Origin of the sequence: Amycolatopsis mediterranei (genome assembly GCF_026017845.1) — a bacterium.
Taxonomy (GTDB): Bacteria; Actinomycetota; Actinomycetes; order Mycobacteriales; family Pseudonocardiaceae; genus Amycolatopsis; species Amycolatopsis mediterranei.
In genome coordinates this window covers 2371763-2385305 of sequence record NZ_CP100416.1, presented here as the reverse complement: position 1 = coordinate 2385305, position 13543 = coordinate 2371763, and the positions used below count along the sequence as shown (strand labels likewise).

The following is a 13543-nucleotide window of genomic DNA, read 5'->3' as shown; positions in this document are numbered from 1 at the left end:
CCTTCGACGCTAAGTCCTGGAGCGGACTCCAGCGCAAGCTCAGCCCTTGAGCAGCTGCCGCGCGATGACGAGCTTCTGGATTTCGCTGGTCCCTTCGTAAATCCGGAACAGCCGCGCGTCGCGGTAGATGCGCTCGACCGTCACGCCGCGGACGTACCCCGTCCCGCCGTGCACCTGCACCGCGCGGTCGGCGACCCGGCCGAGCATCTCGGTGCAGAACAGCTTCGCCGACGACGGCCCGAGCTTGCGGTCCTCGCCCGAGTCGTACTTCGCCGCGGCTTCGTGGACCATCGCGCGGCCCGCCGCGAGTTCGGCGTGGGACTCCGCGAGCAGCGCCTGCACCAGCTGGTACTCGCCGATCACCCGGCCGCCCTGGCGCGCGGTCCGCGCGTATTCGACGGCCTCGGCCAGCGCCCGCTCGGCCAGGCCGACGCACAGCGCCGCGATGTGCAGGCGGCCGCGGGCCAGCGAGGCCATCGCGATGCCGAACCCCTTGCCCTCTTCGCCGACCAGCGTGTCGGCGGCCAGCTCGACGTCGTCGAAGACCACTTCCGACGTCCACGCGCCGGCCTGGCCCATCTTGGCGTCGTGCGGGCCGACGGTGACGCCGGGCGCGCCCGCCGGCACGAGGAACGCGGAAATGCCGTGGCTGCCGGTGCTTTCCGGATCCGTGCGCGCGAACGCCACGAACACTTCGGCGAGCGGCGCGTTGGTGATGAACCGCTTGGTGCCCGACAGCCGGTAGCGGTCGCCGTCGCGGACCGCGCGGCTGGTCAGGCCGCCCGGGTCGGAGCCCGCTTCGGCTTCGGTGAGCGCGAACGACGCGATCGCCTGGCCCGCGGCCAGCCGCGGCAGCCAGCGGGTGCGCTGGTCCGGCGTCCCGTGGTGCACGATCGCCTGGCCGGCGATGCCGTTGTTGGTGCCGAACAGGGACCGGAAGGCCGGCGTCGTCCAGCCGAGCTCGATCGCCAGCCGGACGTCTTCGGCCATGCCGAGGCCGAGCCCGCCGTACTCTTCCGGCAGCGCCCAGCCGAACAAGCCCAGTTCGGCGGCCTTTTCCCGGATTTCGGCGGGGATTTCGTCCCGTTCGTCGATCTCCGCCTCGCGCGGCACGACCTCCTTGCGCACGAACTCCCGCACCGCGCCGAGGACCTGCCCGAAAACGTCCGCGTCCATGCGAGGCACGCTACCCCCGGTTCGCTGCCCCCACGGGCACGTCCGGACGCGGTAGTTTGGGCCGATGCGCAAGCCGATCACCGTTCTCGCCGCCGCCGCGCTCGCTGCGGTCCTGCTCCCCGCCACGGCCTCCGCGACGCCCGGCAGCGGCGTCGCCGGCACGATCCTGGCCCAGAAGACCATCGGGCACACCGATTACACGCTGCGGGAGATCACCGTCCAGCCCGGCGGCTACACGGGCTGGCACTTCCACGACGGCACGCTCTACGCGTACGTCAAGGCGGGGACGCTCACGCACAACCTGGCCGACTGCAGCATCGACGGCATCTTCGGCGCCGGGCGCGCGTTCACCGAGAAGCCGAACCAGGTGCACATCGGCCGCAACCTCGGGTCGACGCCGCTGGTGCTCGAAGTCCTGTACGTGCTCCCGGCGGGCAGCCCGCTGTCGGAGGACGCCCCGAACCCGGGCTGCGGCTTCTAGCGTCGCGCGTCTGAGGTTCGTTGACTGTCTGCTGGCGGCGGCTGGTCCGACGACATGAATGACTCATTCATGTCGTCGGAGGAGGTGAATGAGTCATTCACTGCATCGCCGCGGCCGGAAATCCGCACTGACGGGGCCGGTTTCGGGAAGCGAGCCGGTTCCGGCCACCCCGAACGCCAACCAACTCGCGACGCGCGGCACTAGCTCGAAAACCAGCCGGCGGCGTCGAGCCGGTACGCCGCCGGGCCGACGACCGCGCGCAGGTCGTTCTCCAGCGCGGTGATCCGTTCCGCGCCGACCGTGCGCGCCCAGTCCGCGCGCAGCTCGTCGAAGATGTCCGCCGATTTGCGGAGCGCGTCGACGCCGTGTGCGGTCAACCGGACGATCTTGCGGCGCGCGTCCGCCGGGTCGTCGGCTCGCTCGGCGTACCCGAGCGCCTCGAGCCGGTCGACGGTCTTGCCGGCCGCCTGCTTGGAAACGCCGAGGCGGCGGCCGATCTCCGACGCCGTCGCTCCTTGGACGCCGACGGCCTGCATCGCGAAGCCGTACGACGGCCGCACGTCCGGGTGGCCGCGGCGGGCGAGTTCGGCGTGCAGGCGGTCGATGAGCGTGCGGAAGCCGCCGAAGAGCAGGAAGGGCAGCTCGTAGCCCGGCGTGTCGGTCATGGCCTCTTGCCAAAATCGACAACCAGGTTTACGGTTTCGACAACCACGTTGTCGATCCTACTTCCTCGGGAGCCACCTTGTTCGCCGATCACACCCCGGAGTCTGCACCCCCCGCCGCCCGCCCCGCGATGACGGCCACCGCGAAGAAGTTCGGCCGCGTGCCGTCCGCCGTCGCCCGGCTGGCCACCTCACCGGAACTGCTCAACGGCTTCCTCAAGCTCAGCGCGATCTTCGAGTCCACGACCCTGACGGCGCTGGAACGCGAAGTGCTGATCATGACGGTGGCCGCGCGCAACGAGTGCCACCTCTGCGTGGCGATGCACACGGCCACCCTGACCCGCCTGTCCGCCGCCCCGGAACTGGTGGCGGCGCTGCGGGCGGAGGCCCCGCTGCCGGAGCCGCGGCTGGAGGCGCTGCGCGTCTTCGTCCACGCGGTCATGGACACCCGGGGCGAAGTCCCGGCCGAGGGGCTGGAGGCGTTCACCGGCGCCGGCTACACGCAGCGGAACGCCTTGGAGGTGGTGCTGGGGATCGGGACGTACACGCTGTCGACGTTCGCCAACCGCCTCACCCGCGCCCCGCTCGACGACGCCTTCGCCGAGCACGCCTGGCACGCGGCGTAAGTCCGACGCCAACCCGCGTGCGGCGATCGCGAAAAAATCTTCGCCGCCCGTGTCCGGTCCTCCGCGCCGGCTCCGACTCCCCGGCAAACAGACCACGGAGAAGGAGCGGACATGGAGAAGCCGGCCGGACGGCGGGAGTGGCTGGGACTGGCGGTGCTGGTGCTGCCCACCCTGCTCGTCGCGATGGACATGACCTCGCTGTTCCTCGCGCTGCCGCAGCTGAGTGCGGATCTCGGCGCGAGCAGCACCGAACAGCTGTGGATCACCGACAGCTACGGCTTCGTCGTCGCCGGGTTCGTCATCACCATGGGCACGCTCGGCGACCGGATCGGGCGGCGGCGGCTGCTGCTCGCGGGCGGCGGGGCCTTCGGGCTCCTGTCGATCGTCGCCGCGTTCTCGACCGGGCCGGTGATGCTCATCGTCGTGCGCGCGGCGCTCGGGGTCGCCGGGGCGACGCTGATGCCGTCGACGCTCGCCCTGATCACGAACATGTTCCGCGACGAGAAACAGCGCGGGAAGGCCATTTCGATCTGGGCCACCTGCCAGTTCGCGGGCGGCGCGACCGGTCCGGTGTTCGCCGGCTTCCTGCTCCAGCACTTCTCGTGGGGCTCGGTGTTCCTGGTCGCCGTCCCGGCCGTCGCCGTCCTGCTCGTCGCGGGCCCGTTCCTGCTGCCGGAGTTCCGCGCGCCGGCGTCCGGGCGGCTGGACCTGCCCGGGGTGGCGCTCTCGCTGACCGCGGTGCTGCTGGTCGTGTTCGGCCTCAAGCAGCTGGCCACCGGCTCGCTGGTCCTGCCGGTCGCGGCGATCGCCACCGGGACGCTGCTGGGCATCGTCTTCGCCCGCCGTCAGCTCACGACGGCCTCGCCGCTGCTGGACCTGCGGCTGTTCCGGAACCGCCCGTTCACCGCGGTGCTGGTCGCGCTGGTGTTCGCCGGGGTCGCGATGGCCGGTGTCGGCCTGCTGGTGACGCAGTACCTGCAGAGTGTCCTCGGCCACTCCCCGCTCGTCTCGGCGCTGCTGTTCGCCCCGATGGGCCTGGGCGTGGCGGCGGGCACGATGACGGCACCGGCGTTGACCCGGTTCGTCACCCCGGCCACGGCGATCGCGGGCGGCCTGGTGGTGTCGGCGGCGGGCAGCCTCCTGCTGGCGGTGACCGACGGGCTGCTGCCGGTCGTGGTGGGCATCACGGTGCTGACGCTGGGCACGGGCCCGCTGTTCGCGCTGGGCATCGGCCTGGTGGTGGGATCGGTCCCACCGGAGCGCGCGGGCTCAGCGGCCTCGATGGCGGACACCGGCAACTACCTGGGCGGATCGCTGGGCATGGCGTTGATCGGCCTGACGGCGGCGGCGGTGTACCGCGGCATGTTCCCGGCGGCCACGACCCTGGCGGTCGACGTCACCCGGCCGGCGGTGGCCGAGCAAGCGAAGGAGGCGTTCACGACGGCGCTGAACGTGACGGGCGTGATCGCGGCGGTGCTGTTCGCGGGACTGGCGCTGCTGGTGACGACGATGCGCCGGACCACGGCCGAGGTGGTGGAGCCGGCCATGGCGGAGTGAAGGTGAGCAGCGCCCCCGATGCCCTCGGGGGCGCTGGTCTGGTGGGCGCAGCGCAGGTCTACGCAAGCCTTCCCCACCGCGTCAAAAAGGTCCTGGACCTAGCCACAGCCTGGCCAAATCAGTCTGAGTCGCCTGACCGAAAGCCCGTCAAGATCCGGACAGCCCGACAGCTCAGGATCGACGAGGTGGACGCCCTGGTGATCGCCTTTCGTGGCGGAGCGACGGTCGCCGAGTTAGCCGCGACGTTCCATGTCTACCGCACGACCATCGGACAGCACCTCAGGTCGCGCGGCATCGACACGAAGTACTTCGCCCTCAGTCCTGATGAACTACGGGAGGCCGTGCAGCTCTACGGGCAAGGCTGGACAATCGCTGATCTGGCCGCTCGCTATGAGGTCGGCAACGAGACCATCAGGGCTCGGCTGGTTGCCGACGGGATCACGATCCGGAGCCGGGGTCGCCGACGAAAGATTGCTTAACAAGTTTCAACCGCGTCCCCACCGCTGCCGCCCCCGTTCAACACGCCTCCGAGCTCCCGTCATGTTGAGGCGAAAGTTGATCATTTCGACGCTGACTCCAAAGTGGGTCGCCGCATCTTCAACCGTGCGCCAACGTCGCTCTCGCGCGATCTCCAAGGCCGCGTCCTCAGTCACCAAGAGAACCGCGCCGAGCCAAGAGGCCTCGTCTTCAAGATCCTGGTCCCAATGACGACAGCCACGATCATCGATCGCGGGCGTGGGCGGATGAAAGAGGAGCGCGTGGGCTTCCTCGTGAGCCACATCGCTGTTTTGACGCGGCGGAGTGTGACTGTCATTGTGGACAATGACTCGCTTGTGACCCCGAAAGACTGTCACTCCCGAGAAAACTTGCGGCTCGACTTCCAGCAGATGCGTCACCGACGGAGCTGTGTCTTGCAAGACCGACAGCGGCCACACCTCGATCAGCAAGTGCTCGGCGAGCACCCAGGGATCGAGTCGATCCAGTGCGCCGAGGCCCAACTCCCAGCGCACCTCCTGTGCGCGGGAGTTAGCTTCGGTCTTAAAACCTCGACGGAAACCCATGCGTTCTAGTCCTTGTGCCGCAACCGTTCGTAGGTCGCCTTAATCATCTCGTCGAGCGCCGTCGCCGCCTCGTTCGACAGGTTGCGATCGCTCCGCAGGTAGGTAGAGATCATCGCTAGCGGCTCAGGTTCGGGCCGACCTTCCTCCGACCGGACGTAGTCGTCAGCGTCAAGCCCTGACCACGCCACGAGAGCAGCGAGACCATCCACATCAGGTCGCTTGCCCTGTGCCATCCGAGTCAGCGTTGAGGCACTCACGCCCGACTCGCCGGCCACCTGCTTCCAGTTGAGTTTTCTCGCCTGCCGAACACTGTCCAGCGCTGCGTAGAAGGCCTCAGCGTCGAACCATCCCTTCTTGACCATGTCACCTCCAGTCGATTGCGATCTTGCAATCAACAGCCTTAGTTGGTACAGTTCGACTATAGCAATCGGACACCGATTGCACAACGCTAACTACGGAGGTAGAGATCATGTCCAGCACACTAGAACAGCAGGTCGAGGCCCACGGCCGGACCGTGGAGATCCGCGTCAACAAGAAGCCGGTCGAGGTCAAGGGGCCGCGGGTCACCGGTCTGGAGATCAAGCAGGCGGCCATCGCGCAGGGCGTGAAGATCGAAGTCGACTTCATCCTGTCGGAGGAGCTGCCGTCGGGCGAAACCAAGGTCATCGGCAACGGTGACGTGGTCACGGTGACCAAGCACTCCAAGTTCACCGCTATCGCCGACGACGACAACTCCTGACCGAGGGCATCGAGATGACCCCCGAAGTCACCCAAGCCATCGAGGAAATCCGCGCCGGATTTCCCGAGGCTGACGTCGAGGTCACCGAAGAGGCTGACGGAGGCGCTGTCGTCTTCGTCAGCCCGGTGGACCCCGGCCCCCAGTACCAGCAGCGCGAGACCTGGATCGGGTTCCGGATTACGTTCCAGTACCCGTACTCCGATGTGTACCCGCACTTCGTCCGGCCCGACCTCACGCGCGTCGATGGAGCCGCGCTGGGCGAAGGGACCACTCCGACACCGTTCGAGGAGCGGCCCGCCATCCAGATCTCACGCCGGTCAAACAAGCTGAACCCCGAGACAGACACTGCGTTGCTCAAACTACAGAAAGTGCTGACATGGTTACGCAGTCGATGACACTTCCAGCAAGCCTCCACGTCCCGCCGGCCCTGGCCGAGCAGCTGTTCAGTCACCTCTTCCCTGGGGACGGTGACGAGCACGGCGCCGTCATCGGAGCCACCGTGGTGGAGACCCAGAGGGGCACCCGTTTCCTCGCGCGACGCCTCTACCTGGCAAAAGACGGTGTCGACTACGTTCCCGGCAAACGGGGTTATCGGATGCTGACGGCCGCATTCATCCGCGACCGCATCAAAGACTGTGAACGCGAAGGGCTCGCCTACTTCGCGGTGCACTGCCACGGCGGCACCGACCACGTCGACTTCTCCCGCGACGACCTGGCGTCGCACGAACGGGGATACCCGGCGCTGCTCGACAATCTCGAACACCATCCCGTGGGCGGCCTCGTCTTCGCCCGCAACGCCGCAGCCGGAGACATTTGGCTCCAGGACGGCAGTCGCGTCGAACTCAATGCGACTGTATTCCACGGTGCCCGCCGACGCGTCTTTCAGCCTGCGCCCGCCCCGAAGCCGGCAGCTGATCCGACCTACGACCGCCAAAGCCGACTCTTCGGTGATCGCGGCCAAGCCGTCCTCGCCAGCCAGAAGGTCGGCATCGTCGGTGTCGGCGGCGCAGGCTCCCTGGTCAACGAGTACCTTGCCCGGCTCGGCGTCGGTCACCTCGTTGTTGTTGACCCAGACCGGATCGAGCTCAGCAATGTGCCTCGTGTGGCCGGCAGCCACCGGCGGGACGCGCTGCCGTGGCTCACCAAGCCAGAACGGCCCCAGTTTCTTCGCGCGCTCGGCCGGTGGCTAGCGACGCCGAAGGTTAGGGTTGCCCAGCGAGTCGCGCGGCAAGCCAACCCTGAGATCGGCTTTGACGCCATCCGCGGTGACGTCACCCTGGACACAGTCGCCGCCAGCCTCACTGATTGCGACTACGTCTTCCTCGCTGCCGATTCGATGCAGGCACGCCTCGTCGTGAACGCCCTCGTCCACCAGTACCTGATTCCGGCCGTCCAGGTGGGCGCCAAGGTGCAACTGGACAAGGCCGGGACCGTGACCGACGTGTTTAGCGTAGTTCGCCCTCTGACTCCAGGGCTGAGCTGCCTGTGGTGCAACGAACTAATCAAACCAGCCAAACTGCAAGAAGAAGCACTCACTCCGGAGCAGCGACGACAGCAACGCTACGTTGACGACGTGGACGTACACGCACCCAGCGTCATTACGCTCAACGCCGTAGCCGCCGCTTACGCCGTCGACAATTACCTCATGTCGACTGTCGGCTTGAGAGCCACGGACTATCGGGAACGCTGGACCAGATTTCATCCTCTCACGTCGACTGCGTTCGACCGCGTAATCCATGAAATACCTCGCTCGGACCAAAGCTGCCCCGAATGCGGAAGCAACGGTCGCCTGAGCGCGGGTGGCCAGCGACGGCTACCGGTCAAGAGTACTGCCGGGGTCTAGTCAAATGACGCCATGAACGATATTCGAGATGCAGGTTAATGCTTTCGTCGCAGTGCTTTTGATACCTCGCCCACAACCTGAGTGGGCGATTTGGCACAACAAGAGCTTGGTATTAATACTCGGGAGTAGCTGACCAGAACTGAGCCGATTTGATGCCAGTGAAGGAAGCAATAAGCTGACGACTTATTAATCCATATCAGTCAACAAACATGGCAGATGATCATTAAAATCCCCGACCGTTTCGAGTCGAGGATTGAGTATACTTCCTAGTAGCCGCGACGTACAGACCGAGCATCCTCGTTGAAGAACTCTTCTTCTTCCCTGTACAGATCGACTTTCCACTTTGGCAGCTCTCTCGCTCGAGCCACTGCATTTTTTACTGCCTCGTCACCTTCTCCCGAAGTAGACCTTTCAACAAACCAAGTAGGCAATTCGTAAGACATCGCGTTCACCATGCCCCTTCCGCAGTCCGGCATGGCGCCTTGCCAGCTCGGGCCACTGCCCCAACAATGGTCCAAGTTGGCTTATTTAAATAATACGATTAGATTGACACTTATACAAGCGCTTAATATCCCCGACGCACGGACTCAGCTTCCTCCACGAATGGCTTTCGCTCCTCCTCGTAGAGATCCTTTTTCCACTGCGGCAAGTTACTTGCCTGCTCGCGTGCCCGACTCACCGCCTTGCTCGTCTCAACAGAACGAAAGGTGCGACCACCAGACGTTTTGCGTTCCGAATTTGTCACTGTTCCATCTCCTCATTTTCATCAAGGGGAACAAGGGGCAAGATTGCGATTCCTTCTCGCTCAGAAACGCTCAGCAGTGGTCGAAGATAACCCGCCTTAGGCAAGGCTGTATTCAACGGTTGCCGAACAACCTCACCACGGCTATCTTTTCGTCGATATTGCTGCTCAACAAAGAGACGCCTGTACGCTCGGGGAGAAACTCCAATAAAGGGGTCAACGGAAACAGATGCTATCTCTGTCGATTGAGAGTCGTGAATCGACTTTCCGATAGCAAGCGCGTCTCCGTACATCGCAACAGAGCGGCTTTTTGGATAAGGTTCGATATATACGACTTTCCAGACTCCTGCTGCAATTATCTCCTTCATGCACAGATGACAGGGGTATGTCGTACAATACAAATAGGCGCCTTTGGGTGAAACGCCCCTACGACCCGCATCGAGTATTGCGCTCATCTCGGCATGAACAGGACGTTGAAATTCAAGTAACGACATCAAAGGAGATTTTTGGACCTCAAGAAGTGCTATTGCTTCGTCAGCGAGCCCGTCAGGGTCTATCTCCGCCTTACCCGCCTTTTCTTCACTTAGCCATCCATCGGCCGCGAGCGCCAGTACAGTACTCGCAGCCAAATCGTGCACTGTTAGCTCACTGTAATCGTTGCCTATATCCGCATCACGGCCCCCAATACTTTCTCCGGTGTATTGGCCGCCGCCTGCTTTCGGAGCCTCATTGACCCCCACTGCGACGATCTCGCCACGTTCGGTCGCCATACAGGCCCCTACTTTTCGGCTGAGCGATGACGAAATGGCTGCAGTTCCGTCCGCCAGATACATGGCATGCTCCGACGACGAAGGAACAATATTCTCGCCGAATAACACTCGCACAAACCGACGAACCTGTCGCTCTTGCTCCATAGGATCGTCGCCGGAAATGATCACGTCCGCCATCGGAAAGGTCTTGAGAACATTCTGGCCATAATCATGTTCAGAGGCCGTAACAGCCTGATTTTCATCCCTTGCAATCATTTCATTTGCAAGAGACCCAGCTCTGTCATTCGCGCATGATGAGCGAGATGCTTTGATTGCCGCCTGCAACCGCACTCTGCGCATAGACTCTTCCGAGTAGATCGCCACGCTATAGAAAGCGTCACCATACGTGTGCCGTAACAGTGTTACTTCTTCCGGCCGCTTGAGCGAACGAATTACCCATGCACGTCTGCGCGAATACGGATTATCAGCTCGCCGATGAACAATCTCTTCTATTCCTAATCGAGCGACCGCAGACCGATCACTAAGCTCTTTGCATAGCTCATTTCCAAGTTCTACAAGCTTCGCAGTACGGAGGTCACGATACTGGGGGATCTCGCCTTCATATCGCGCCGCCAACAAGTCACTAAGGCGAATGGGTTCCGACGAATAATTATATGTCCGCAGTTCACTCTCAAGCATGGCTACAAGATGATCAGTTGGCGCCCCAAGTGGAGTGATGAGTGCGATGCACAGTTCAGGACCAGCAGCTTCGCGCTGCTCGTCGTTCCCTACGGCCCGCGCTTCACTCATGATGACCAGCCTGACATATTGAAGTTCCAACAACTAGTATCTCTACTCGATCGGCTGAGGCCCGTTGTTACCAACAGTCATCAAGCGTAGTGTAACAGTTACAGAAGTGTTAAGTTCTTGGCCGCTGCGTCCTGGCCCTGGGGCTTTGCCACTCATAGTTACAGGTCGTAGCCGCCGTCGCCGCCCTTGCCGCTCGTCACGGCTATCACCCGCAGGTCCCTGACAGCGTGGCATCCACACACTTGACACCGATCTCTCTGCTCGCTCGCGGGCTCCGTACGGTTGCGGTGGTTCATTCGAGCCAGCAGTCGATCGCGCCCGTAAGCTCGGTGCATGACCGCCCGTAGCGCCGAGACCACCGTCCGCACGCCAGACGGCCTCAACCTGGTCGGCACGCTGGTCCAGCCGGACGGCCAACTGCGCCACGCCGTTGTTCTCGTGCACGGCGGTGGCGTCACGCGTCATGAGGCGGGCTTCTTCACTCGGCTGGCCGCCGGCCTGGCCGAGGGTGGCGTAGCCTCGCTCCGCTTCGATCTCCCCGGCCACGGCGAAAGCGAAGGGCGCCAGGAAGAGCTATCGCTCACCGGAGTTCTCAACGCCATCCGCGCAGCTCGGGCCCACCTCTGCCGGGAGACCAGTCTGACGTCGGCGTCGCTGGTGGCGGCCAGCTTCTCCGGTGGCCTGGCTGCCTACTACGCGGCCCGGCGTCCGGCCGATGTCGAGCGGCTGGTGTTGTTCAACCCGCTGTTGGACTACAAGCAACGCTTCGTGGATCAGAAGGACTTTTGGCAGGACGACTACCTGACTGACGAGGCCGCCCGCGACCTCGCCGAACAGGGCTTCTTGCCGCACTCGCCGAGCTTCAAGTTGAGTCGCGCCCTGCTCAATGAGGTGTTCTGGCTGGACGCCCGCGGGGCGCTGGCCGACATCCAAGCGCCCACGCTCCTCGTGCACGGCACCAAGGACACTTTCATCCCGGTGGAGTCCTCACGAGACGCAGATCACCGGCTGACCGCCCCGCACCGACTGCTTGAGCTCGAGGGTGCGCAGCACGGCATCGCCGTTCACGACGACCCGACGTATGCCGACCCGCAGAGCCAGGCGTGGCAGGCCGAGGTCATCGCCGCTGTCCGCGACTGGCTGACCGCGGCCGACTGACGTGCGGGGCTAGCTGGCGACGACCTCGCGCAGCTGCGTCACGGCAGGCCGGTTCGTCCAAGGCCGGAGGTGTTCCAGCACGCGGACCAGCTCCTGCTTCGTCCGCCGCGAGCTGGTGCTGTCAGCCCGCGCGGCCGACTCGACGCCGGTCCGGGCGGCCTCGTCCGGCTCACCGGCCAGCGCCAGCGAACCGGCCCGCAGCGACAAGAAGAACCCGTAGTCGCGCGGCGAAAACCGGTCTTCCACTAGCGACTCGTCGTACAGCTCCACCGCCCGCCGCGGTGCTCCGGCCTCGGTGTAACAGATCGCTGTCTGCATGGTCAGCAGCGTGTCGTTGTAGTGCGCTCCCAGCGTGGACGCCCCGTCATCGCGAGCACCCAGCAGCTGACGGGCCTGGTCCAGCTTCGGGGCCACGGCGTCGGCGGTGGCGCCGAGCATGACTTCCGCCCGCGCCTCCTGCTGCACCGACTCGGCTTGGACACGGTTCGGCAAGGACCACGGCCCGTGCTGAACCGCTTGGGCCAGTGTCAGCATCCGCTGTGGTTCGCGCTGGTCGAAGGCCAGCTGTGCCTTCTTGAGGAGGACATAGCCCTGCATGGCTGGGTCGTTCGCCTCTTGCGCCCACTCCATAGCCCGGTCGTACCAGTACAGCGTCCGGCCGAAGTCGCGCACGTCGCGGTACAGCCAGCCCGCGAACTCGGCACTTTCGGCTCCCAGCCTGAGCAGGTCGCGCCGGATGCTCGGCTTGACGTCCCGGGCGTGCTCTTCAATCGCACCCACCACCCCGAGCACGAGCGGCAAGGTCTTGGCCGGTCCGAGCGTGCCGTCATCCGACTTGCAAATGTCGAGCTGGCGGCTGAAGTAGTCGAGCACCGGGCCATCGAAGTAGCGGCGGGCGTCGGCCATGGCTTCGGCCACGCGGTGGAGGTCGTCAAGGCCGAGGGCCGGGAGGGCAGCGGCTGCGAAGCCGTTCGTGAGCAGCGAACGGCGGCTAAGCGGACTCATGGCGTCCCATTCCGCGGCTTGGGCCGCTGGAAGGTTGGCCTCGTCACCGGCGACGAGAGCAGGCGGCAGAAGTGACCCCAGGCCGCTGGTGGCGGCGGTAGCCCCGTCCAGCGGCATCAGTACGGGCCGTCCGTCCACGATAACCGGCAGGAGCAGACCGCCGCGCGGCGCGGGCGACGGTGCAGGACTCGGCGCGGCGGGCTCGTCGGCCGGGGCCGGCTCCGCGGGAACGCCAGCGGTGCCCTCCGCCAGCAGTTCTTCCAGCTTGGCGAGAGAAATACCCAGCAGCTTGGCCAGTTTCGGTCGCTTGTACGGCACGGGCTCGGCCTCGCCGCGCTCCCACGTGCCCACTGTCTTCATGTCCATGTCGAGAGCGTGGGCGAGTGACTCCTGGGTGTAGATGGCGGCCTTGCGTGCCCGGATCAGGCCGTGTCGCCGACCGCCCATGATCGTCTCCCCTCGATTACAGCGCGAGATCGTCACATTACCGCAGGTCAGACCGTCGACCACCCCATTGGACCGACATTCGCCCGGTTTCTTCCCCCTGGTGGACCAGGGGCGACCGCTCCATGGTCATTTCCGGCACCCCGGCGGCCGGTTGAACCGTCCCACGGGCCCCATCCTCCGGCCCGTTTGAGACACGGGTCCTGGCCGCCGGGGTGCTCCCAGAACCCACGAGCGAGGAAGCAGGGAGCGACATGGCGGCACGCGTAACGCATCTGAACTCCAAGCGGCAGCCCCTAACGCTGGTGCCTCGGTGCTGGCGGCGGGGCCAGCCGCTGATGCCGGTCACCGAAGCCCGAGTGCCGGAACCGGCCCAGCTGTACTCGCTCATCACCCTGACACTCCTGGTCCACGAACCGGGCCCGGCGGGCTGCGTGTGGTGCGACAAACCGTGGCCGTGCCCCTCCGCTCGTCAGGCGTACCGGCTGCG

The 13543-nt window shown here is 65.0% G+C and carries 14 protein-coding genes; 8 read left to right on the top strand and 6 right to left on the bottom strand.

Annotation, left to right across the window (positions count from 1 at the left end):
- Positions 1 to 39: 39 nt before the first annotated feature.
- On the bottom strand, positions 40 to 1176 hold the full coding sequence (locus ISP_RS11430) for an acyl-CoA dehydrogenase family protein (protein WP_013224027.1): 1137 nt from the start codon (positions 1174 to 1176) through the stop codon (positions 40 to 42).
- Between the two features lie 64 nt (positions 1177 to 1240).
- On the opposite strand from ISP_RS11430, the gene ISP_RS11425 reads away from it, so the two are divergent.
- Positions 1241 to 1657, top strand: coding sequence for a cupin domain-containing protein (locus ISP_RS11425; RefSeq protein WP_013224026.1), 417 nt, complete (start codon positions 1241 to 1243; stop codon positions 1655 to 1657).
- 200 nt (positions 1658 to 1857) lie between these two features.
- Here ISP_RS11425 and ISP_RS11420 read toward each other — a convergent pair whose 3' ends face one another.
- On the bottom strand, positions 1858 to 2322 hold the full coding sequence (locus ISP_RS11420) for a MarR family winged helix-turn-helix transcriptional regulator (RefSeq protein WP_013224025.1): 465 nt from the start codon (positions 2320 to 2322) through the stop codon (positions 1858 to 1860).
- A gap of 128 nt (positions 2323 to 2450) precedes the next feature.
- Here ISP_RS11420 and ISP_RS11415 point away from each other — a divergent pair, with 128 nt between their 5' ends.
- The 3 genes from ISP_RS11415 (at position 2451) to ISP_RS11405 (ending at position 4981) form a co-directional block, all read left to right on the top strand.
- On the top strand, positions 2451 to 2945 hold the full coding sequence (locus ISP_RS11415; RefSeq protein WP_014466773.1) for a carboxymuconolactone decarboxylase family protein: 495 nt from the start codon (positions 2451 to 2453) through the stop codon (positions 2943 to 2945).
- Positions 2946 to 3056: 111 nt separating this feature from the next.
- Positions 3057 to 4502 carry an MFS transporter gene (locus ISP_RS11410; protein ID WP_013224023.1) on the top strand — a complete coding sequence of 482 codons (1446 nt, stop codon included), beginning with the start codon at positions 3057 to 3059 and terminating at the stop codon, positions 4500 to 4502.
- A gap of 185 nt (positions 4503 to 4687) precedes the next feature.
- On the top strand, positions 4688 to 4981 hold the full coding sequence (locus tag ISP_RS11405) for a helix-turn-helix domain-containing protein (RefSeq protein WP_230468763.1): 294 nt from the start codon (positions 4688 to 4690) through the stop codon (positions 4979 to 4981).
- Positions 4982 to 4987: 6 nt separating this feature from the next.
- Here ISP_RS11405 and ISP_RS11400 read toward each other — a convergent pair whose 3' ends face one another.
- Entirely contained in the window at positions 4988 to 5563 is a 576-nt protein-coding gene (locus ISP_RS11400) for an ImmA/IrrE family metallo-endopeptidase (RefSeq protein ID WP_014466772.1), read from the bottom strand.
- A gap of 5 nt (positions 5564 to 5568) precedes the next feature.
- Entirely contained in the window at positions 5569 to 5925 is a 357-nt protein-coding gene (locus ISP_RS11395) for a helix-turn-helix domain-containing protein (protein ID WP_013224021.1), read from the bottom strand.
- 107 nt (positions 5926 to 6032) lie between these two features.
- Between ISP_RS11395 and ISP_RS11390 the strand changes: the two genes are divergently transcribed.
- From ISP_RS11390 to ISP_RS11380, 3 genes are read left to right on the top strand one after another with little or no spacing between them, the layout of a single operon-like run.
- Positions 6033 to 6302, top strand: a complete 270-nt coding sequence (locus ISP_RS11390) for a multiubiquitin domain-containing protein (protein ID WP_013224020.1) — start codon at positions 6033 to 6035, stop codon at positions 6300 to 6302.
- 14 nt (positions 6303 to 6316) lie between these two features.
- On the top strand, positions 6317 to 6697 hold the full coding sequence (locus ISP_RS11385; RefSeq protein WP_013224019.1) for a hypothetical protein: 381 nt from the start codon (positions 6317 to 6319) through the stop codon (positions 6695 to 6697).
- Positions 6679 to 8145: a ThiF family adenylyltransferase gene (locus ISP_RS11380; RefSeq protein ID WP_013224018.1), complete on the top strand. Its 1467-nt coding sequence runs from the start codon at positions 6679 to 6681 to the stop codon at positions 8143 to 8145. Before ISP_RS11385 ends, ISP_RS11380 begins: the two co-directional genes overlap by 19 nt.
- 741 nt (positions 8146 to 8886) lie before the next feature.
- Here ISP_RS11380 and ISP_RS11375 read toward each other — a convergent pair.
- On the bottom strand, positions 8887 to 10446 hold the full coding sequence (locus tag ISP_RS11375) for a deaminase (RefSeq protein WP_080582964.1): 1560 nt from the start codon (positions 10444 to 10446) through the stop codon (positions 8887 to 8889).
- 333 nt (positions 10447 to 10779) lie between these two features.
- Between ISP_RS11375 and ISP_RS11370 the strand changes: the two genes are divergently transcribed.
- A complete protein-coding gene (locus ISP_RS11370; RefSeq protein WP_013224017.1) occupies positions 10780 to 11604 on the top strand; it encodes an alpha/beta hydrolase in 825 nt (274 codons plus the stop codon).
- Between the two features lie 9 nt (positions 11605 to 11613).
- On the opposite strand, the gene ISP_RS11365 is transcribed toward ISP_RS11370, so the two are convergent.
- Complete coding sequence (locus tag ISP_RS11365) at positions 11614 to 13119, bottom strand: helix-turn-helix domain-containing protein (RefSeq protein WP_230468762.1); 1506 nt, start codon at positions 13117 to 13119, stop codon at positions 11614 to 11616.
- Positions 13120 to 13543: the final 424 nt, after the last annotated feature.

Coding starts and splice junctions, on each gene's coding strand:
- ISP_RS11430 (WP_013224027.1), bottom strand. CDS start 1,176: ATGGACGCGGACGTTTTCGGGCAGGTCCTCGGCGCGGTGCGGGAGTTC.
- ISP_RS11425 (WP_013224026.1), top strand. CDS start 1,241: ATGCGCAAGCCGATCACCGTTCTCGCCGCCGCCGCGCTCGCTGCGGTC.
- ISP_RS11420 (WP_013224025.1), bottom strand. CDS start 2,322: ATGACCGACACGCCGGGCTACGAGCTGCCCTTCCTGCTCTTCGGCGGC.
- ISP_RS11415 (WP_014466773.1), top strand. CDS start 2,451: ATGACGGCCACCGCGAAGAAGTTCGGCCGCGTGCCGTCCGCCGTCGCC.
- ISP_RS11410 (WP_013224023.1), top strand. CDS start 3,057: ATGGAGAAGCCGGCCGGACGGCGGGAGTGGCTGGGACTGGCGGTGCTG.
- ISP_RS11400 (WP_014466772.1), bottom strand. CDS start 5,563: ATGGGTTTCCGTCGAGGTTTTAAGACCGAAGCTAACTCCCGCGCACAG.
- ISP_RS11395 (WP_013224021.1), bottom strand. CDS start 5,925: ATGGTCAAGAAGGGATGGTTCGACGCTGAGGCCTTCTACGCAGCGCTG.
- ISP_RS11390 (WP_013224020.1), top strand. CDS start 6,033: ATGTCCAGCACACTAGAACAGCAGGTCGAGGCCCACGGCCGGACCGTG.
- ISP_RS11385 (WP_013224019.1), top strand. CDS start 6,317: ATGACCCCCGAAGTCACCCAAGCCATCGAGGAAATCCGCGCCGGATTT.
- ISP_RS11380 (WP_013224018.1), top strand. CDS start 6,679: ATGGTTACGCAGTCGATGACACTTCCAGCAAGCCTCCACGTCCCGCCG.
- ISP_RS11375 (WP_080582964.1), bottom strand. CDS start 10,446: ATGAGTGAAGCGCGGGCCGTAGGGAACGACGAGCAGCGCGAAGCTGCT.
- ISP_RS11370 (WP_013224017.1), top strand. CDS start 10,780: ATGACCGCCCGTAGCGCCGAGACCACCGTCCGCACGCCAGACGGCCTC.